Here is a 20,360-nt window from a genome sequence, read left to right on the forward strand (position 1 = left end):
CATGATTATTTCTTCTGCCAATGACTACCGTGAAGCGGCACGTCGTCGTTTACCGCCATTTTTATTTCATTACATCGATGGCGGGGCGTATGCCGAATATACCTTAAAGCGTAATGTAGAAGATTTATCAAAAATAGCGTTGCGTCAACGTGTGCTGAATGACATGTCACAGCTGAGTCTAGAAACCCAACTGTTTAATGAAACCTTATCGATGCCTGTGGCTTTATCACCTGTGGGTTTAACAGGGATGTATGCACGCCGCGGCGAAGTTCAAGCAGCCGTTGCTGCAGATAAAAAGGGCATTCCATTTACGCTGTCTACCGTTTCAGTATGTCCTATTGAAGAGGTGGCGCCAGCGATTCAGCGTCCCATGTGGTTTCAGTTATATGTGCTACGTGACCGTGGCTTTATGAAAAATGCCTTAGAACGTGCCAAAGCTGCAGGCTGTTCAACTTTAGTGTTTACCGTGGATATGCCTGTTCCGGGTGCGCGTTACCGTGATGCGCACTCAGGGATGAGCGGGCCAAATGCAGCAGTGCGCCGTTATATGCAGTCGTGTTTCCACCCACACTGGGCGTGGAATGTGGGTTTATTAGGTCGTCCGCATGACTTAGGGAATATTTCAAAATACTTGGGCAAACCAACAGGTTTAGAAGATTATATCGGCTGGTTGGGTAATAACTTTGACCCATCAATTTCATGGAAAGATCTTGAGTGGATTCGTGAATTTTGGGATGGCCCGATGGTCATTAAAGGAATTTTGGATCCTGAAGATGCCAAAGATGCAGTGCGTTTCGGTGCAGATGGGATTGTGGTTTCAAACCACGGTGGTCGTCAGCTGGATGGCGTTTTATCTTCTGCACGTGCGCTTCCACCAATTGCAGATGCAGTCAAGGGTGATATTAAAATCCTCGCGGATTCGGGTATTCGTAATGGTTTAGACGTGGTACGTATGCTGGCGTTGGGTGCGGACACCTGTATGCTCGGTCGTGCTTTTGTTTACGCATTAGGTGCTGCGGGTGGAGCGGGCGTTTCAAATCTTTTAGAACTGATTGATAAAGAAATGCGTGTTGCCATGACTTTAACGGGCGCGAAAACCATTGCAGATATTACAGAAGATTGCTTGGTTCGTTTAGAGCGCGAATTGGCTTAGCCGTTAACTTTGATACGCGTAAATGTCATCTGCAATTGTTCGAGGCAGACTTACATATTTAAAGTAATGTTTCTGCGAAGATAATATTTATCAGAAAGTATTTGACGAGTTTTGCAGATGACAATGGTTTTGCCTACTTTTCCCAAAAGAAAAGTAGGTCGAACCGAAGGTTAATTCCTAAATATAAACAAAACTGAAATTACTCCGCCGTTATGAATGCTTTAAAGCCTGAACTGTATAAGCATTCATCCATAGGATAACCAATATGCAACCCCATTCAGATTCACAGCAAACTATTCAAAAACTCATCACTATTGTGGGTAAACAACACGTTTTAACTGACGATAAAGACACACGTTTATACCGCCAAGGTCGTCGTTACGGTGCAGGGAAAGTACTGGCTGTTGTTGCACCAGGGTCATTACTGGAACAGTGGCAAGTACTACAAGCGGCTGTTGATGCAGATTGTATTGTGATTATGCAAGCAGCCAATACAGGTTTGACCGGTGGTTCAACGCCTTTTGGCGATGACTATGACCGTCCTGTGGTTCTGATCAGCACGCGTCGTTTGGTTGGCATTCAGGTGATTAATAATGGTCAACAAGTCATTTGTCTACCGGGTGCGACATTAGACAAGCTTGAAAAAGATTTGCTGCCATATAATCGTGAACCTCATTCGGTGATTGGTTCTTCTTGTATTGGGGCATCGGTTTTGGGTGGCGTCTGTAATAACTCAGGGGGTGCTTTGGTGCGCCGCGGTCCTGCCTATACAGAGCTTGCACTGTATGCACGAGTGAATGAGTCAGGTGACTTAGAGTTGGTCAATCATTTAGGTATCAATCTTGGCAATACGCCTGAAGAAATCCTCACAGCGTTGGAAAATAAAAATTATCAAATCAATGACATTGTGAATAATTCAAGTTGCTGTGCATCAGATCAACGCTATTCACATGACGTTAAACAAGTTGATGAAAATACGCCTGCACGTTTCAATGCTGATCCAAGCCGCTTATTTGAAGCATCGGGTTCAGCGGGTAAAGTGTGTGTCTTTGCCGTACGTTTAGATACCTTTGAAAAGATTCCAAGTCAGGTGTTTTATGTAGGGACCAATTCACAAGATGATTTAACAGAAATTCGTCGTTTTCTATTAAAAGATCTTGCACGCCTCCCGATTGCAGGTGAGTACATTCATCGCGTGGCATACGATATTGGGGCTGAGTATGGCAAAGATTCTTTTGTATTTATCGAAAAATTTGGCACCGCAAAAGTTCCTGCTGCTTTTGCCATGAAAGATAAAGTCGATGGCTATTTAGAAAAACTGGGTTTGCAAGGTTTTTCGGATAAGGTTTTACAACTCGTCACTAAATTTATGCCGAATCATCTGCCAAAACGCATGAATGAATTTCGTGATTTATATGAACATCATTTGATGATTCGTATTGAAAATCAGGATGTTGATCAAGTTGATGCGTATTTGAAAACGTATTTTTTAGACAAAATCTCAGGCAATTATTTTAAATGTACGGATGAAGAAGGACGTAAGGCTTTTTTACATCGCTTTGCGGTGGCAGGTGCTGCCATTCGTTATCGGGATACGCATCGTTCAGAAGTGGAAGACATTGTTGCACTGGATATTGCATTACGTCGCAATGATCGAGAATGGGTGGAAACTTTGCCGAAAGCCATGGATGAGCAAATTATCCATAAACTCTATTATGGACATTTTCTCTGTCATGTTTTTCATCAAGATTATATTGTGAAAAAAGGTGTAGACCCTTTGGCAATGGAACATGCAATGTGGCATTTACTCGATGATCGTGGCGCTGAATATCCTGCGGAACACAATGTTGGGCATTTGTATGTGGCCAAGCCTGCATTAAAAAATCATTATCAAAAGCTGGATCCGACTAATAGCTTTAATGTGGGGATTGGACAAACCAGCAAGCTGAAAAACTGGAAATAATGCTTTAAAAAACAACATGCCGTGATGTGAAAGTATACGGCTTTTTTTATGGTTAAAGGATTAATATATCCGGAGGTATTGACCATAAAGGCGAAGAATATTTTCTAAATTGTCATCCCAAAATATAAAAAAACCGCTAAAGTGTTATGCAACAAGTTGCAAAGCCAAAATAAGGATTCAGCATGACAACGACTAGCTATGCAAATATTTTAAAGCCTTTACATTTGGGTTTTACCACGATTAAAAACCGTGTCGTGATGGGGTCCATGCATAGTGGGCTGGAAGATCGTTTTTATAACTATCCTAAATTGGCAGCTTATTTTGGTGAGCGTGCTAAAGGTGGTGTCGGCCTGATTATTACAGGCGGTATTTCTCCAAACCGCCAAGGTTGGCTGTTACCTGCTGGCGGTACCATGAATACGTTAGGTGATATTGCTCCACATCGCTTGGTGACCCATGCAGTACATAAGCATGGTGCCAAAATTTTAATGCAAATCTTGCATGCTGGGCGTTATGGCTATCAGCCTTTTGCAGTGTCAGCAAGTCCGATTAAATCTCCGATTTCACCTTTTAAACCACGTCAATTAACGGACAAACAAATTCTTTCAACCATTGATGATTATGTCAAAACGGCAAGTCTTGCACATAAGGCCGGCTATGATGGTGTTGAAATTATGGGTTCAGAAGGCTACTTGTTGAATCAGTTTTTAAGCCGTCATGTCAACCAACGGACAGACCGTTGGGGCGGTGAAATTGAAAATCGTATGCGCCTTGCGGTTGATATTGTGAAATCAATACGTGCTGAAGTGGGTGAGAAATTTATTATCTGCTTCCGTTTGTCATTGCTTGATTTGGTCCATGATGGGAACACCATGGCTGAAGTCATTACTGTTGCCAAAGCTTTGGAAGCAGCAGGTGTGACGTTGTTGAACACGGGGATTGGCTGGCATGAAGCACGTATTCCGACAATTGTAACTTCAGTTCCGCGTGCGGCATTTGTGGATTATACCGCTGAAGTCAAAAAACATGTTGCGATACCTGTCATTGCGTCAAACCGTATCAATATGCCAGATACAGCTGAAGAAATTTTGGCTTCAGGCAAGGCAGATATGGTGCAAATGGCACGTCCATTCTTGGCAGATCCATTTTGGGTGAATAAAACTGCGACCAATCGTGTCGATGAAATTAATACGTGTATTGCCTGTAACCAAGCCTGTTTAGATCATACTTTTAAAAATCAGCGTGCGACGTGTTTGGTCAATCCACGAGCGGCATATGAAACAGAATTGGTTTATTTAAAAACCAAAAAACCGAAGCGTATTGCAGTCGTCGGTGGTGGCGTGGCAGGTATGTCTGCTGCAACGGTAGCGGCAAGCCGAGGTCATGCCGTGACTTTATTTGAAGCTGGTGCAGAGGTGGGTGGTCAATTTAACTTGGCAAAAGTCGTTCCCGGTAAAGAAGAATTTCACGAAACGATTCGCTACTTTAAAGTTCAAATCGAAAAAACGGGTGTTGATTTGCGTTTAAACACGCGTGTAAACCGTGAGCAACTTGAACGTGAAGGGTTTGAGGAAGTTGTTATTGCAACTGGTGTGGTTCCTCGCAGCTTAAAAATTGAAGGTAGTGATGCACCGAATGTCTTGTCTTATGCAGAAGTGCTGAAGGGCGCAGCTGTGGGGAATAAAGTTGCTGTGATTGGTGCAGGCGGCATTGGCTTTGATGTATCTGAATTTTTACTCAAACCACCACATCAGCCACAACCAATGCCTTTAGCGGATTGGCAGCGGGAGTGGGGTGTTGATCCAAATCCAAACTACGTAACAGAAGGCGGTATGCAGGCTGCTGAGCTCGAACCTCCTGTTCGAGAAATTTATTTATTACAACGTAAAACAACTGCACTCGGTGCAGGGTTAGGTAAAACATCAGGCTGGGTACACCGTGCACAATTAAAGAAAAATGCGGTTCGTATGCTGCGTGGTGTTCAATACAAAGCCATTAGTGATGAAGGGCTTTGGGTTGAACATGCAGGGCATGATCAATTATTACGTGTAGATACGATCGTTGTTTGTGCAGGTCAGGAATCGGTAAAGCATTTGATGCCCGAACAGGGTGAGAAAACCCTTGCCAATTACCATATTATTGGTGGTGCAAAACTAGCAGCAGAGTTAGATGCGAAACGCGCAATACGTGAAGGTGCGGAGCTCGCGGCTAAACTTTAAGGATTTGGCGAAACAATATTCATTTGAAAGGTTTAGTTGTAATTTTTACTTGTCAGATGAATAAAACCTCCGTATTATGGCGCACATGGAAGCGTGGCAGAGCGGTTTAATGCACCGGTCTTGAAAACCGACGAGGGCGCGAGTCCTCCGTGAGTTCGAATCTCACCGCTTCCGCCAAATTCAAAAAAGCCCCTGTAGTGATACAGGGGCTTTTTTTTGTCTTAGATTTTAATTTGAGACGGCAATCTTATTCATTAGTATTTTTAAGCAATGCTAAAAATGGATATCAGACTTAAAATTCAAGTCAGAAATTAATACAAGGGTTGTCAAAGGTAGAATTAAAAGTAAGAGAAAAGAATGTTTATAGATTGATAGTGTAGAATTTATTTTTAATGGCCTATTTATTTAAATCTTTCACAAGCATTGGGCAGAGCTATGATCGCTTATTTTGAAAAAATATCAATTGTATTTTATTTGATCAATTGTTTTGAAGTGTTAGCAAGGCTTGGCAAGAGAATTGAAAGTGCTATATTTAAATCACGGTAGGTCATAAAACGACGCTACCAATAAGTTGGACGGATCAATGACAGCTCGTTGAGTTTCGTAATATTTTAGTCTTAAGATATTGCAGACAAGAAATCAGCACTAGCCTTCCAACATAGAGCCCGCAGCAATGCGGGCTTTTTAATGTCTTTCAAAATGTGAAAATATAGTGTTTTTGTCAAACAATAATTAAATAGTTAACTTATGTTATTGATATATATTTACTAAAGTAAAATAAGTTTACATTGCCATGAAATCTAACATTTACAAAGCAGGTTGTTGCGTAAAGGTGTGATATAAAAAATTCAATTATTAAAACAAGTAGAGACGTCACTATGACACAGATGATCGATATTAAAGTGAAGGACCAATTTAGTCAGGTTTATGAAGCACAAGCTTTGGTGCGTAATCCTTCAGAAGAAGATTCAAGAGCGCTGTTTCATCGCATTGAACATATCATTATTGCAGGTGAAATCATCCTACCCAGTATAGAACTACTTTTTGAAAGTCAAAAATCGGACAGTATTTACAAGCTTTTAGAAGCTTAAATTGAATGAATAAAAAAACTCACCTTAATGGTGAGTTTTTTATTTTTAGAAATAGAACTTTAAGCTGTTTGATCTGCTTTAAATTGATTCAAGATATAAGACAGTAACTGATAGCGTGTCATCGGGTTGCTAGAAGACAGTTCAACATCTTGTTTACGCACTTGAATTTCTTGAGTTAAAACTCCAGCTTGAAAACGTTGCACGATCATATGATCTTTTGATACATCATGGTCGGTCAGCACTAGTTTGGGTCCAAGGTGCAGATGTCCAATCGCATCTAGACATTGTTCAAGGCTGCTATATAGGTTGAAAAGGATGAGTGCCTGATCATTAGAATAATTGGCTAAATTCATTTTTATTATCCATGGTCAAAAATTATTGAGCAGGAATAGTGTATACGAATTAAGCAATATTAATCTGTATGGATTATTTTTCATTTAATGTCTATCTAGCTAACTTTGGTTAAATCATTGAGACAGCTTAAATCTTTATGAAAAATAAGTTGGAATTCGCTTTAAATTAAAGCGGCTTGAATACCAATGGGACATCATAACGGGCAAATTCTTCAATGATACTGTTTAAAACCAATTGAGCTTGAGGTTCCGCTGCTGTAAAGGTGAGTTCTTGGTTCGTTTGGCTGTTGAAGCATTCAACTTGTTCTATACGCCAAATTGTTTCAATGGCTGTATTTTGAATGACCACACGTCGAGGTTGTAATTCGTCACTAATTTTTCGTGGCATGACATAGGTAATGGCCAATTGAACATTAGGCAATTCGTCTTGTGAAGTTAAAAAGGTAAATACCCAATTGCCAATTTTGCTGAGTTGCATAGGATTATCGAAAGAATCAAATTCTAAACAAAACTGTTGTGACATTGACATGCTCAAACGCTAGGAGGTCGGTTTTATTCTTGCGATTTTTTACTGTTGATTGACATTAGGGGAAGGTCGTATAAAACAGCAGTTAAAACCATAAAAGAAATAAGTGAATCGATAAAGTTAATAAAATTCAATTTCTTATATTGATATGTGTGAAGAATTACTCACCTCATTAAGTTGTTTTTTGAATGAGAAGTGAGGAAAAGTCTCTAAGTTAAACCAGTTGTTGTAGATTTTTTAGACTGTAATTAATTTGCTGTAATGCATGTTGTAAGAGTTTAGGTTGAATATTGGATTCATTTAGACAGGTGATCCATTGCATCTGACAGGCTTTTAATTCTGCAATGTCCGTGGCCTGTTGAATATTAAGCATTAATTTTTTTGCCATCAGCCCACAATAACGCTGTAAGTAACTGCACATAAAATTCTGTAACTCATCAAAATCATGTTCGATGAAATCAATGATTTGTTCTGCTAATACAGGGGTGTTTGATGTTATGTTTTCAGGTATGGCTTGATTAAATTGATGGGGTATAAAGCCAATTGCATCCATTGGCAGGGAGTCAGTTATTTCGTGCTGTGAATGAGTATGAGGAACTTCCATCGTTGGCATTGAAATTTTATCAAGTGTGACATTTTCTTGCGCTATGCGATCGGATGTCTTTGTTGACGCTATTTTAGGTGTATTAAAAGCAGAAAAATCGGATTTTTGAAGGCGTTGATGATCATGTGCTGTAATTGGCTGAATCAGCCCAAGTTCCATCAGTTGCTCGAGCAAGGGCACTTCAGCAATCCGCTGCTGATAATGCACTGGCATTTGGTTAAAGTCATCACTACCAATTAAGAGTAGCAGACGACGTTGTCTTGCATTTAATGCGAGCTGTCGGTCTTTTAAAGTTTGAAAACCCAGCTCAGTTTTTTGATAGTTGAACATGCCTTAATTCCATAGCTCAAAAGAATTAAGGCAATCCTATGCAGTGATAATGACAGTAATATTAAGAAAATATTAAACAATCAATGATTTATAGAGTAATGACAGCAGAGTTTTCTAAAGCTTTACGCAAATAAGGGTCTAAGTCATCTTGACGTAATAGCCATTGCACATAGTCCGCAGGTAATTCTGCAATTGCGGTACCACGGTGTTTACCAAAATTAATACTGCGTGGAATGCGAGCATCTTCCGAAGCTTCGTATAATTCTTCGATGCTGTTGATTTTTAAGTGATGCACAATATGCATCAAAATATTGGCAGTTAAAATAATATCCATATCTGCGCGGTGAGCTTTACGGATCATTTCACGGGCTTTTCCACTGCCTTTGGTGATCATATATATCAAGGCAGAAATATTATGCGCTTCTGCATCAGGCCAAACACGACGAGCTAGCGCAAGGGTACAAATGGCTTTGATTTTTGAACTATCTACACCGCATTTTTCGAGCGCTCGAATATCGTAGTCGATATTATGCCCAATGATATATGTCGTCTCTGATGGGAGTTCAAAACTGCTGTAGTGGGGCTGACCTTCAAGATCTGATTCTAAAATATGATGTACAGCCATTGCTGCAAAAGAAATTGCTTCATCACAACGATAAAGTTGATCAAAAATTTTAGATTTATCTAGGGTAATTTTGGCATCTGCCACCTGAATTGGAGCATAGGCAATCTCGATGGGTTGTCCATTTAGTGTATGGGTTTCTGTGTCGAGAATGATGGCTTGCATGTCCAGTTCCAGCATGTTGAATAATGTTTATGAATGTACATTATCACATCCACACTGACAAACCCATGCTGTGATTATTTGTAGGAATATTATGAAGATGGCTGCGCAGTGTTTAAATAATCTGCTTTTATCGCATCTGCCGAAATAAAACCTTTACAGCGGGATAAAGCTAAACCATCTTCTAAATCGACTTGTTTTAAAGGCTTTTGTCCATCTTGATATCCAAAAATGTCGCTAAGTGGATTAAGCACTAGAGTATGTTCACGATCAATGGCATGGTGGTTTTTCGGCTTTACTTTTGTGCATATGTTTGTGTAGTTGGCAGGGGGTACAGCATTTTTGTTGATTTTACATTTTGCTTTAACCTCCGAAAAATAGCCCAATCTGTATCCAATGATCAGAAATATAAGTTCAGCCATTTTTCTGAGATCGGGGTGGCTGATTTATTTGAATGCTGTTAATCCATATCGAGCTAAAACAAAGTTTTAGTTCTATATTAATTTGATAAATTAAAATAAGAGTAGTTGCTTAAAAATTAGGCTTGAACAAAAGTTTGTTCCATGTATTTAATGATTCATATTCAATGAAAAATTGACTTTAAAACAACAAACAAAAGGATCATGGAATGAAAATGCTGCGTTTAACGGTTTTAGTCAGCAGTGCGCTATTTTTAGCAGCCTGCGGTAATGATAGTAATGACCAACAATTTAGTAATCCTGAAACAAACGCTGATCTCAATCAGATCAAAAATCCGGTGGTAACTACAACAGCCTATAGTCAAGACAATATGCCTGCTGTGAGTGCAGACAGCCGATTGATGACCTATAAAATGCTAGGAGTAGATGGCAAAGTTGTTCAAGCCACAGCCTTAGTCTTTACCCCAAAAACAGTTGCTCCGGCAGGTGGTTGGAAAATTGTGGCTTGGGCACATGGAACGACCGGTGTGGCTGATAAATGCGCTCCGAGCCGACAAGGTTTGCAAGGCACTGAATATTTATTGCAAATGTTATTGGCAAAGGGTTATGTCGTTGTGGCACCCGATTATGAAGGATTAGGGGAACCTAGTGGACGTGAAAACCATCCTTATCTGAATCTAAAAAGTGAAGCCTTTTCGATTACCGATGCCGTTGTCGCTGCTCGAAGTTACTTAACCAGTCAAGGTAAAACGGTGTCGAAGGATTGGCTTTCGATCGGACATTCTCAAGGTGGTCAAGCCGTATTAGGTGCAGCTGAATTCGCATCGCGTGCTGACTTAAATTATAAGGGAACGATTGCCATAGCACCTGCAAATAATCTTGCGCTCATTCTTGACGCAGGCGAGAAGTTAGCTGTAGGTAAACCTGCAACCGTGCAAACTATGATTTATGCACCTTTAGACAGTTTTACTGCGCAGATTATTGCGGGTATGCAAGGGCATAAAAACAGTGTGGATTATTCAAAAGTATTTAGTGGACATTTGGCTGCGATTGCACCTCAGGCTGAAACAGTGTGTTCAGGTGAATTAACCAGGTTAATTCAAGATGACATGCTCAGTTATGCGAGTCAAAACACGACTTTGGATAACTATGGACGCACGCAGTCTGATTTCTTAACTTTAAAGCCAATCCAAAAATTTATGAGTGAAGGTTCACAGCCTTTAACGACAGCGGTGAAAACGCCGATCATTATTTATCAAGGTAAAGCCGATCAGACCATTCCAGCAGATGCGACTAAATTTATGATTAGCCTTGCTAAGCCGGGAACATCGATTGACTATCGTGAGCAAGAGACAGCAGATCATATTAGTATTTATACCGATAATCTGGCAAATTTTGTGCAAGATGTAGAGACTCTCATGCCAAATCAATAAGTTGATTTGACTTAAATAGTGCTCGTGTAGATTCAACACGGGCATTATTTATTTAAAAACAGCACAAACTTCCCTCTCTCATTTCTAAAACTTCATGCTACAATACGCGCCAATCTTAGCACGGCTTAAAAGCCCTAATTTAATAGGACCTCGCTAATGTTTGCCAACACCTCTATTGCTCAATTTGACCCTGAATTAGCTCAAGCGATCTCGAATGAAGATGCTCGCCAAGAAGCGCACATTGAGTTAATCGCTTCAGAAAACTACTGTTCACCTGCAGTAATGGAAGCTCAAGGTTCAAAACTTACTAACAAATATGCAGAAGGCTACCCTGGTAAACGCTACTACGGCGGTTGCGAGTATGTAGACGTGATCGAACAATTGGCCATTGACCGTGCTAAAGAATTGTTTGGTGCAGATTATGCAAACGTTCAACCACACGCTGGTTCACAAGCAAACTCTGCAGTTTACCTTGCGCTACTTAACCCAGGCGATACAGTTTTAGGTATGAGCTTGGCTCACGGTGGTCACTTGACTCACGGTGCTAAAGTTAGTTTCTCTGGTAAAACTTACAACGCTATTCAATACGGTTTGAACCCAGAAACTGGCGAAATCGACTATGAAGAAGTTGAACGTTTAGCTGAAGAACACAAGCCAAAAATGATCGTGGCTGGTTTCTCTGCGTATAGCCAAGTTGTTGATTGGCAACGTTTCCGAGATATCGCGGACAAAGTTGGCGCTTACTTATTCGTAGATATGGCTCACGTAGCTGGTCTTGTTGCTGCTGGTGTTTACCCAAGCCCAGTACAAATTGCTGACGTAACTACAACGACTACACATAAAACACTTCGTGGTCCACGTTCTGGTTTAATCCTTGCGAAAGCAAACGAAGAAATCGAGAAAAAATTACAATCAGCTGTATTCCCAGGTAACCAAGGTGGTCCTTTAGTTCACGCTGTAGCGGCTAAAGCGATCTGCTTCAAAGAAGCAATGGCGCCTGAATACAAAGAATACCAAAAGCAAGTTGTTGTAAATGCTAAAGCGATGGCTGAAGTATTAATCGCTCGTGGTTATGACGTTGTTTCTGGTGGTACTGAAAACCACTTGTTCTTATTGTCTTTAATCAAACAAGGCGATATCACTGGTAAAGAAGCAGATGCTTGGTTAGGTGCTGCCCACATCACTGTGAACAAAAACTCAGTACCAAACGACCCACGTTCTCCATTCGTGACTTCGGGTATCCGTATCGGTACTCCTGCTGTAACAACACGTGGTTTTGGCGAAGCTGAAGTACGTGACCTTGCAGGCTGGATCGCTGACGTTCTAGACAGCAAAGGTGACGAAGCTGTGATTGCTGCAGTGAAAGAAAAAGTTGCTGCTGTTTGCGCTAAATTCCCAGTTTACGCAAAATAAAACAGACTTGAGAAAAGCCCCTCAAGGGGGCTTTTTTTATGTCATCAGAAAAATTCAAAAGTTATCTAAACATTTATATTTCTGTTATAACGGAAGAAGAGATAACAAGAAAATTTGCCCATCGCTATAGATCTGCTGGCAAGGTCGCAAAGGAACTTTATATGAATAAACCCAATATTATTCTTTCAGAACAAGATTTACATCGCTTAGAAACCATGTTGGAGCATCAGTCAAAGCTGACACCGACGATGGAGCATTTGGAAGATGAGATGGCGCGCGCTGAAGTGGTTGCTCCACAAGATGTCCCTGCCAATGTGGTGAGTATGAATGCCAAAGTTCTCATTAACATTGCACCTGCGACAGAAGCAACCGAAATTACACTGGTCTATCCACATGATTTTCGTGGCGATAAAGGTCAAGTCAATGTTTTGGCTCCAGTGGGCGCTGCCATTTTAGGTTTGGCTGAAGGGCAGGAAATAGAATGGCCGCAGCCTGATGGTCACACCATGAAAGTCAAAATCATTAAAGTGCTCTATCAACCTGAGCGTGAAGGGAATTATCTATAATTCCGCTGTGATATACAGATATAATCCGTACACAAAGCCATCGATACCGATGGCTTTTTTATTTTTTCTTTATTGCATTTTTAGATATGAAATGGGCAAAAGTTGTTAAGCAGATTTCATCACAACCATAGCAGTTTAACTTGGGAAAACTGTCAAAGAATTGACAGAGTCATGGGCACGAAGTCGGCACACTGTATTTCAACAACACCATCGTTGCTTAATAATTTGAAGAATAAGGTAGAGCCCTATGACACACTTAGAATCGAATCATTACAATCCAGACTATCAATATCAGCATATTGAAGTAAAACCTGTAACCGGTCGTATTGGTGCCGAAATTTCTGGCATTCAGTTGTCTGGAAGTTTAGACAAAAGCGTGGTCGATGAATTTAATCATGCACTTTTAAAATATAAAGTTGTATTTGTGCGTGGACAGCAAGATCTCACAGATCTAGAACAAGAAGCCTTTGCACGACTTTTAGGTAATCCGTTGAATCACCCAAGTGTGCCACTCAAAGATGGTAAAGCACATACGTTGTCAATTGACTCACGTGGTGGGCGCGCAGATTCGTGGCATACCGATATTACGTTTTTGCCCAATTATCCTAAAGCCACAATTTTAAGAAATGTAGTTGCACCTGAACATGGTGGCGATACAGTTTGGGCCAATACCGTGACGGCTTATGAAGATTTAAGTCCGGAGCTACAAAAGTTGGCGGAACAATTACGCGCTGTGCATAGCAACAGTTATGACTATGCGACGCCGAAAGGTCAGTACAATGAAGAAGGTCGCCACTTATTCCGTACAGCGGTAGAAGTAGAAACCGAGCATCCTTTGGTGCGTGTACATCCTGAAACAGGTGAAAAAAGTTTGGTTTTAGGTCACTTCTTTAAACGCTTCAGTGGATATAGTCCGGCACAGTCACGTCGTTTATTTAAACTGTTTCAAGAGCAAATCGTGCAATGGGAAAATGTTGTGCGTTGGCGCTGGGCGGTTGGTGATGTTGCCATTTGGGACAATCGTGCAACGCAGCACCGTGCAATCAATGACTATGGTGATGAGTTACGTATCGCCTCACGTGTCACCATTGAGGGTGATGTACCTGTCGATGTAAATGGTCAGCCGAGTACGGTGTTGAAAAACATTCAAAACACCGACATTTCAAACTTGCGTTCTGAAGCTGGCCGTATTTATGAGAAAGCATCTTAAGTATTAGAGCGTCATTTAAAACAGCATAAAAACAGATAAATAATGCGAAAAACAATGGTTTTACATTTTTCAGCACTTGCCTAAGATCAATGAGATCTTAGGCATTTTTTTATAGACGTGAGCGATCAAAAGAACACCACCCAACAGCATTTGTTGCAAATTTTGCGTAATGAAGACATCTTTCAGGGCTTTAGAGATCAGACTTTAGAACAGCTTGTGCAACAGGTGAAATATTCACGGTTTCATGCACAGAAGCACATCTTAAAACAACAACAAATCGTGCAAGATATTTATATTTTGCTTTCAGGTACGCTACAAATTGGTTGGTTGCAAAACAATGGTGAATTGATTGTCAATGACTATATTCGTCGTCAGTCGGTATTTAATTTTGTCGCACTCTTACAACAAAAGCCTTTGAATTATGATTATTTTGCTGCGACACACGTCGAGGTGGCAATCATTTCTGGAACAACGTTTATAGCGGTTTTACAGTGTGATTCGCAGGCGCTTTGGAATGTCGTGCAATCTCTCAGTCGACGCATGTATTTGATGTTTGAGCATAATCGTTATTTGCGAACGGCAACGCTAGAGCAGCGTATTGCTAGACATTTGATTCGACTCTATGAGCAATATGGATGTCGGCAGGAAATTCCTTTGAGACTCAGTCAGCAGGAATTTGCAGAGTCTTTTAATATTTCACGGCAAACGTTGAATAAACATTTACAGCAATTTGTTCAAACACAGGTGATCGCGTGGAATTATGGACAAATCGTGATCTTGGATCTTGAGCGTTTAAGGCAAATGAGTGAACTAGATGAATAACTAGATTTAAAATTTGACGAGAAGCCATGATCGCAAATGGCTTCATTGGACTTGTTTTTAGATTAGTGCTTACTGATTTTATCCAAATATCCCATCATAAAAGCAGAAAAAACAAAGGTTAAATGCATGATGATGTACCACATGATTTTGTCATTAGGGATGTTTTTCGCATCCATAAAAATACGTAATAAATGAATCGAAGAAATTGCCACGATTGATGCTGCAACTTTGAGTTTTAATGAATTGGCATCCATGGTGCCGAGCCAGTTCAAGCGATTGGTCGATTCATTAATTTTTAATTGCGAAACAAAGTTTTCATAGCCTGAAAACATCACCATTACAATCAGTCCACCCACCATAGTCATATCGACCAAAGAGAGGATGACTAAAATCAGGTCAGCTTCTGAATATTCTAAAATATGCGGAAGGACATGAATGACTTCTTGGAAAAATTTAATCGCGAGCAGTAGCAGTGCAAAGGATAAACCAAAGTACACGGGAGCCAGAATCCAACGTGCAGCATACATTGTATTATGGAAAAAACGTTCCATTTAAGCCTCTAAAATTATTGATCTATTATTTGGTTCTAAAGTATATGAATTAAATTTTACGATAATTTTGATAATAATTCATGTAGAGTCAGTTGTTTAATTTAAATCTAGATTGAATCTTTGGGTGTCTTAAGCTTGAATTCATCTGTGTAGGTCATCATATCAGTGGAAATGATGCTGTATGGCTGCTTAGGCGGATCTATAGGCAACGGTTGAGTTTGATGGCGAAATTTGACTGATGAAATAGATGTATTTTTTGCAAAATACTACAAGACTTTTATGGCAAAACTTGTAGTATAAAAATGATTTTATTGAGTTTAATTGGCTATGTCACAAATTGATGTATTGGTGCCGTTAAAGGATATTACGGTAGATCGGGCGGAAGTGCTTTCGATTAAGCGGAATGACCTTGTGCCATTACTGACCGATCAATATCGTCTAAATCATTATGCAGATCAATTAATTCAAGCACAGTCGGTACTGCTAGATGGTGTTGACCCTCAGTTGACGAAGCAACTTAGTCAAACCATTGAGCAGTTGATTCAAGCCTTAGCCAATTCAAAAAAATATTTAAAAACACGCAAATTTAATGCCTTGCAAAAATGGTTAGGCATTGATTTGGAGTACGGTTCAGGACAAGTTGAATATTATAAAAATTTGGATCAATTGCTTGATCGGGCAAATCATCTGAGCCAAAAATTACAGTTAGAAATTCAAAAGTCCCAAGCACGTTTTAATCAATTACAGGGTTTACGTGAGCAAATGGCGCGCTATATCGTCGCGGCTGAAGAATTTTTGCTGGAATACCCACAGTTTGTTAAAAATCAGCATCCGCTTGATAACTTTGCAGAACGCTTATCGAAAAAGGTGAATACGTTGCAAACCTTACAAGCCAGTAATGATATTGCAATTACACAAATGCAGCTTTCTCAGCAGCTTTCTTTTGGATTATTAGATCGATATAAGGAAGCTCAGCAGGTGTTGATTCCAGCATGGCAATATCATGTGAAACAAAGTCTTCAAAGTAACTCGACAAGTTCATTGGAAAAGCTTGATAATAGCCGTGAAAATTTGATTAAAACTTTAAAAAAATCATTAGAGAATTCCTCTAAGTCTTAGAAATATAAGGTGAGTTATGACCGATTTAGATGCCAAAAATTTACCCGTTGAAGTTAGCAAAGAATTGACTGAAGAAAAGTTTCAGCAACTCAATTTGCAGGAAATTGGCTTACAAACTTCCGATTTTCACGAAGTCGAAGCTGCACGTAAGGAATTGGCAGATTTAAGTCATAATAGTGTTGCTGAATATGGTAAAAACATTGCCACCAAGACGTCGACCTATACCGATGAATTATTAAATTTGGTGCAAAATAAAGATCTAGATACGACAGGTCAAAAGCTCAATCAGGTGGTACAAGTCGCACAGCAGCTAAACACTACGAGCATTTTAAATAAATCTAAAAGCTCAGGATTTTTTGGTGGGTTACTGAGTAAATTTAAAGGTGCCAAGCAAAGTTTTGATCAGCACTTTAATACCACCAAAGAGCAAATTGATGCTTTGGTCAAAGAAATTGAAACTTCGCAAAATGGCTTAAAAGCGCGTGTAAATACCTTAGATAAAATGTTTGAAGGCGTACAAGACGAATATAAACAATTAGGGGTGTATATCGCCGCAGGTAAGTTGAAAGAGCAAGAAATTCAACAGGAAATTGCAAGCTTAACCACTCAAGTTCAAGATCAAACCACTATGCAAAAAATCTATGACCTCAATCATTTGGCAAATAATCTTGAAAAACGTGTGAGTGATTTACAGATCTTGCAACAGTCTGCGATGCAGACCTTGCCGATGATTCGCATTATTCAATCCAATAATTTGATGTTGGTCGATAAGTTTTATGCTATTAAAAATATCACCTTACCGGCTTGGAAAAACCAAATTAGCTTGGCGATTTCATTGCAAGAACAAAAGAACAGCGTGCAATTGGCAAATAGCATTGATGATGCGACCAATGACCTGTTAAAACGCAATGCAGATTTGTTGCATCAAAACTCTGTCGATACAGCGAAAGCCAATCAGCGTTCAGTGATTGATATTGACACACTTGAACATGTGCAAAATACCCTCATTAAAACCGTTAATGATGTGATTCAAATTCAGAAAGAAGGTGTACAAAAGCGTGAAGAAGCGACGACACGTATTCGTGCCTTACAAAACAATTTGAATCATTTAGTAATTGAATCGAGTGGTTCAAACCCTTCTTCATAAACGGTGAGGGAGGTGAAAATATAATCTGAAGGAGTATGTCTTTGCCTCCCATTGATGAATATGCGCTAAATCCGCAGCAACTGGAAACAGGGCTTCAAACCATTAAGAAGCGTCAACGCAATTTGACGTTATTGACTTTAACCAGTGTTTCTGTGCTGATCGTTTCAGCTGTGATGTTGTTTATTCAGCATGATATGGTTTATAGCTTTTTTGGCCTAAGTTCTAGCGTACAGCAACTGCATATTCCCGTCAGTGCAGGTGATTTGACATATCAACTTGGTGAGTCCTCCGACTATTTTTTAAACTTTTTATCCTTTATTGGTTGGTTATTTCTCAAACTCATCGTTTCATTTATTGGCGCATTTTTCTTGGTTGGATTTCTAAGGAAATTTCAATTTTTTAGAATTCGCTTCCAATCATTTGTATTGAAATTTGTCGGCTGGATTTTATCGTTTATCGTGCTTTGGTCAGGCTTAACTTATGTGCAATATGACCTTAATCATGATGACCGTGCAGCAGATCAAAAATTGGTACATTATGAAAAAAATATTCAAGAAAGCCAGCTGGCTTTCGAGATGGAAGATGCACAATTGGCAAAACCCGTGCAAGCCTATTTACTTGCACAAGCTGCTTTGATGCATAAGCCTGTAGATCGTGCGACAGCAATTCCTTTGGTGCAATCCTTAATCAATGCCGAGCAACAAAATCCAGCAAAATTCCGTGAATACGGTTTTCAGCCTGAACAGCTCTGGGCGATGCAAAATCAGCTATTTGATAAAACCATGACACCGATGGCGCAAAGCCTGGAAAAACAAGTTCAGCAAGCCAATGTAGTAGAAGTTGTTGTACGTTGGGTGTTGATCACCGTGATAGTACTCACGCTGGTTTTGAGCTTAATTTTGTATCTGCTTTCTCAGCAGTTCAAATCACGGATTAATCGAATTGAGCAGGGACTTCATTAATAGGCCTATTTTCTTTTTAGATCATTGCATTGCTCAGAATAAAAATCCCCATCACATTGTATGGGGATTTTTATTCTTGGGTAGATTAACTTGCGCGATGAAACAGTTGTCGAAGTTCCTGTGTAGAAAAAGTCTGATCATTCACTTCGCCATCCACAAGGTAAAAAGGAATGGGGTGTTGTCCCTTTGATTTTACATACTGTGTAATTTCATGCTGACGGTCTGCAATATCTTTATGTTGAATTGAGCGCAGTACTTTTGAGCCATCTAAACCAATGCCTTCAATAATGCTTTTTAAAACGTGAATATCAGCAATATTTTGACCGTGTGCAAATAATGCATGGAATAAGGCTTGAGTCAGGGCATATTGATCCAGAATATTGTCCAAGGCCAAAATAGCTTGATGAGCTAGTTGACTGTTTGGCATACGTTTCATGTGCTCAATATTGACAATCACATCTTCGCTATAAGCAGCAAACTTTGTCATTTCGAGTTTTCGATTTGCTGCACTTGCGCCATACTTATTGGTTAAATACTACAGCACATCTAAGCCTTGTTCAGGAATTTCAGGAACGCGTTGAATCGGCAATAGCTCTACACGGGTTGCGGTATGTTCATTCCAGTTTTGTTTTAACTTTTGAAATGCGACATAACTCATGGGATAAACAATATCAAAGACAAATTCAATTTTCATTATTCTGCTCACTGTTGATTTTATACTTGTAGATCGATGGCTGATTGATGCAAGGGATTGATTGTGGCTTTATTGATGGAACTCAAAAGCAGTCAAATCACCTGATATTTCATTTGATTTAATGCCGTCTTGCTGAAATGAAACTTAAAGCTTTATAAAGATTTTGTAATTAATCAGGACGTAAGTGGGTCTTGCGCAGGCTTGGTGTGATTTCAATAAAAAAGAAAAAAATGAGGGATTTATCACGATATATATGTACGAAATAAATCATTTTAATGTTAATATAGGCCCATATATTTATGATTTAGAAAGAAATTCAATCATTTGATTTGTAAAACCGATTAATTTTATAAAAACAAACCGTTTCACCTATTTAATGGTTTGTTCTATCATTCTCTCATCAAATAAATTTACTCCTCTGGAGACGTTAGCAATGTTAGATCAAAATACTTCTGCTCAATTAAAAACCTTACTTGAACGCCTTGAAGGCCCGATTGAAATCGTCGCTACTTTAAACGGCACGGACAAATCAGACAAAATTAAAGAATTGGTGACCGAAGTTGCCGCTTTATCTGATTTAGTGACTGCACGTTTTGACGGTAACAACAGCCGTGCGCCAAGCTTTGGTATTGCAAAAGCAGGTGAAACACCACGTGTATTCTTCGCAGGTCTACCGATGGGCCACGAATTCACTTCTTTGATTTTGGCATTGTTACAAACCTCTGGTTATGCACCGAAAGTTTCTGACGAAGTACTGAATACCATTAAAGGTTTAGGTCTTAAAACTGACTTTGATGTGTTCGTATCACTCAGCTGCCATAACTGTCCTGACGTGGTTCAAGCCTTGAACCTGATTGCGATCTATAACCCAGGCACAACTGCAACCATGATTGATGGTGCATTCTTCCAAGACGAAGTGGAAGAACGCAAAATCATGGCTGTACCAATGGTATTCCAAGACGGCAACCACATCGGTCAAGGTCGTATGACCTTGGAAGAAA

At 39.8% G+C, this 20,360-nt stretch carries 21 protein-coding genes and 1 tRNA gene; 14 read left to right on the top strand and 8 right to left on the bottom strand.

Annotated features, from left to right (window positions below):
• Position 1: 1 nt before the first annotated feature.
• The 5 genes from lldD to FTV11_RS15120 all read left to right on the top strand — a co-directional run bounded on the left by lldD (position 2) and on the right by FTV11_RS15120 (position 6,426).
• The gene (gene lldD, locus FTV11_RS15100; protein ID WP_180074323.1) at positions 2–1,153 is read left to right on the top strand and encodes an FMN-dependent L-lactate dehydrogenase LldD; all 1,152 of its coding nucleotides are present in this window, start codon (positions 2–4) and stop codon (positions 1,151–1,153) included.
• A gap of 265 nt (positions 1,154–1,418) precedes the next feature.
• Entirely contained in the window at positions 1,419–3,116 is a 1,698-nt protein-coding gene (dld, locus tag FTV11_RS15105) for a D-lactate dehydrogenase (RefSeq protein WP_180074325.1), read from the top strand.
• A 182-nt stretch (positions 3,117–3,298) separates the two neighbouring features.
• Complete coding sequence (locus FTV11_RS15110) at positions 3,299–5,335, top strand: NADPH-dependent 2,4-dienoyl-CoA reductase (RefSeq protein ID WP_180074327.1); 2,037 nt, start codon at positions 3,299–3,301, stop codon at positions 5,333–5,335.
• Between the two features lie 87 nt (positions 5,336–5,422).
• Positions 5,423–5,512: transfer RNA gene (locus FTV11_RS15115), tRNA-Ser, on the top strand.
• A gap of 701 nt (positions 5,513–6,213) precedes the next feature.
• A complete protein-coding gene (locus FTV11_RS15120) occupies positions 6,214–6,426 on the top strand; it encodes a hypothetical protein (RefSeq protein WP_078189132.1) in 213 nt (70 codons plus the stop codon).
• A gap of 59 nt (positions 6,427–6,485) precedes the next feature.
• On the opposite strand, the gene FTV11_RS15125 is transcribed toward FTV11_RS15120, so the two are convergent.
• The 5 genes from FTV11_RS15125 to FTV11_RS15145 all read right to left on the bottom strand — a co-directional run bounded on the left by FTV11_RS15125 (position 6,486) and on the right by FTV11_RS15145 (position 9,409).
• Positions 6,486–6,779 carry a hypothetical protein gene (locus FTV11_RS15125; RefSeq protein WP_111885765.1) on the bottom strand — a complete coding sequence of 98 codons (294 nt, stop codon included), beginning with the start codon at positions 6,777–6,779 and terminating at the stop codon, positions 6,486–6,488.
• Positions 6,780–6,945: 166 nt separating this feature from the next.
• Positions 6,946–7,302, bottom strand: a complete 357-nt coding sequence (locus FTV11_RS15130; protein ID WP_180008268.1) for a hypothetical protein — start codon at positions 7,300–7,302, stop codon at positions 6,946–6,948.
• A gap of 217 nt (positions 7,303–7,519) precedes the next feature.
• The gene (locus FTV11_RS15135) at positions 7,520–8,239 is read right to left on the bottom strand and encodes a hypothetical protein (protein WP_180008267.1); all 720 of its coding nucleotides are present in this window, start codon (positions 8,237–8,239) and stop codon (positions 7,520–7,522) included.
• Between the two features lie 88 nt (positions 8,240–8,327).
• Entirely contained in the window at positions 8,328–9,026 is a 699-nt protein-coding gene (locus tag FTV11_RS15140) for a 3'-5' exonuclease (protein WP_180008265.1), read from the bottom strand.
• An 89-nt stretch (positions 9,027–9,115) separates the two neighbouring features.
• Positions 9,116–9,409, bottom strand: a complete 294-nt coding sequence (locus FTV11_RS15145) for a hypothetical protein (protein WP_180041538.1) — start codon at positions 9,407–9,409, stop codon at positions 9,116–9,118.
• A 242-nt stretch (positions 9,410–9,651) separates the two neighbouring features.
• Here FTV11_RS15145 and FTV11_RS15150 point away from each other — a divergent pair, with 242 nt between their 5' ends.
• From FTV11_RS15150 to FTV11_RS15170, 5 genes are all read left to right on the top strand, one after another.
• On the top strand, positions 9,652–10,875 hold the full coding sequence (locus FTV11_RS15150) for an alpha/beta fold hydrolase (RefSeq protein WP_180074330.1): 1,224 nt from the start codon (positions 9,652–9,654) through the stop codon (positions 10,873–10,875).
• A gap of 156 nt (positions 10,876–11,031) precedes the next feature.
• Positions 11,032–12,288 (top strand): serine hydroxymethyltransferase, encoded by a 1,257-nt coding sequence (gene glyA / locus FTV11_RS15155; RefSeq protein WP_078189126.1) that lies wholly within the window; start codon positions 11,032–11,034, stop codon positions 12,286–12,288.
• A gap of 161 nt (positions 12,289–12,449) precedes the next feature.
• On the top strand, positions 12,450–12,854 hold the full coding sequence (gene rnk, locus FTV11_RS15160; RefSeq protein ID WP_180074340.1) for a nucleoside diphosphate kinase regulator: 405 nt from the start codon (positions 12,450–12,452) through the stop codon (positions 12,852–12,854).
• 247 nt (positions 12,855–13,101) lie between these two features.
• Positions 13,102–14,064: a TauD/TfdA family dioxygenase gene (locus FTV11_RS15165; RefSeq protein WP_180074332.1), complete on the top strand. Its 963-nt coding sequence runs from the start codon at positions 13,102–13,104 to the stop codon at positions 14,062–14,064.
• 117 nt (positions 14,065–14,181) lie between these two features.
• On the top strand, positions 14,182–14,886 hold the full coding sequence (locus FTV11_RS15170) for a Crp/Fnr family transcriptional regulator (protein ID WP_180026801.1): 705 nt from the start codon (positions 14,182–14,184) through the stop codon (positions 14,884–14,886).
• Positions 14,887–14,948: 62 nt separating this feature from the next.
• Here FTV11_RS15170 and FTV11_RS15175 read toward each other — a convergent pair whose 3' ends face one another.
• Positions 14,949–15,437, bottom strand: coding sequence for a TIGR00645 family protein (locus tag FTV11_RS15175; RefSeq protein WP_078189122.1), 489 nt, complete (start codon positions 15,435–15,437; stop codon positions 14,949–14,951).
• Between the two features lie 327 nt (positions 15,438–15,764).
• Here FTV11_RS15175 and FTV11_RS15180 point away from each other — a divergent pair, with 327 nt between their 5' ends.
• The 3 genes from FTV11_RS15180 to FTV11_RS15190 are packed head-to-tail and all read left to right on the top strand — an operon-like array spanning position 15,765 to position 18,665.
• On the top strand, positions 15,765–16,556 hold the full coding sequence (locus tag FTV11_RS15180) for a tellurium resistance protein (protein WP_180074334.1): 792 nt from the start codon (positions 15,765–15,767) through the stop codon (positions 16,554–16,556).
• 16 nt (positions 16,557–16,572) lie between these two features.
• Complete coding sequence (locus FTV11_RS15185; RefSeq protein WP_180074336.1) at positions 16,573–17,703, top strand: toxic anion resistance protein; 1,131 nt, start codon at positions 16,573–16,575, stop codon at positions 17,701–17,703.
• 41 nt (positions 17,704–17,744) lie between these two features.
• Entirely contained in the window at positions 17,745–18,665 is a 921-nt protein-coding gene (locus FTV11_RS15190; protein ID WP_180074342.1) for a hypothetical protein, read from the top strand.
• A gap of 85 nt (positions 18,666–18,750) precedes the next feature.
• Here FTV11_RS15190 and FTV11_RS15195 read toward each other — a convergent pair whose 3' ends face one another.
• Both FTV11_RS15195 and FTV11_RS17215 read right to left on the bottom strand, forming a co-directional pair.
• Positions 18,751–19,152, bottom strand: coding sequence for a DsbA family protein (locus tag FTV11_RS15195; RefSeq protein WP_257223268.1), 402 nt, complete (start codon positions 19,150–19,152; stop codon positions 18,751–18,753).
• A gap of 48 nt (positions 19,153–19,200) precedes the next feature.
• Entirely contained in the window at positions 19,201–19,359 is a 159-nt protein-coding gene (locus FTV11_RS17215; RefSeq protein ID WP_257222656.1) for a hypothetical protein, read from the bottom strand.
• Positions 19,360–19,792: 433 nt separating this feature from the next.
• Here FTV11_RS17215 and FTV11_RS15200 point away from each other — a divergent pair.
• On the top strand, positions 19,793–20,360 hold a 568-nt coding region (locus tag FTV11_RS15200; protein WP_180074338.1), incomplete at its 3' end, for a thioredoxin family protein.

This window comes from Acinetobacter sp. YH12231 (assembly GCF_013417755.1).
GTDB classification, from domain to species: Bacteria; Pseudomonadota; Gammaproteobacteria; order Pseudomonadales; family Moraxellaceae; genus Acinetobacter; species Acinetobacter amyesii.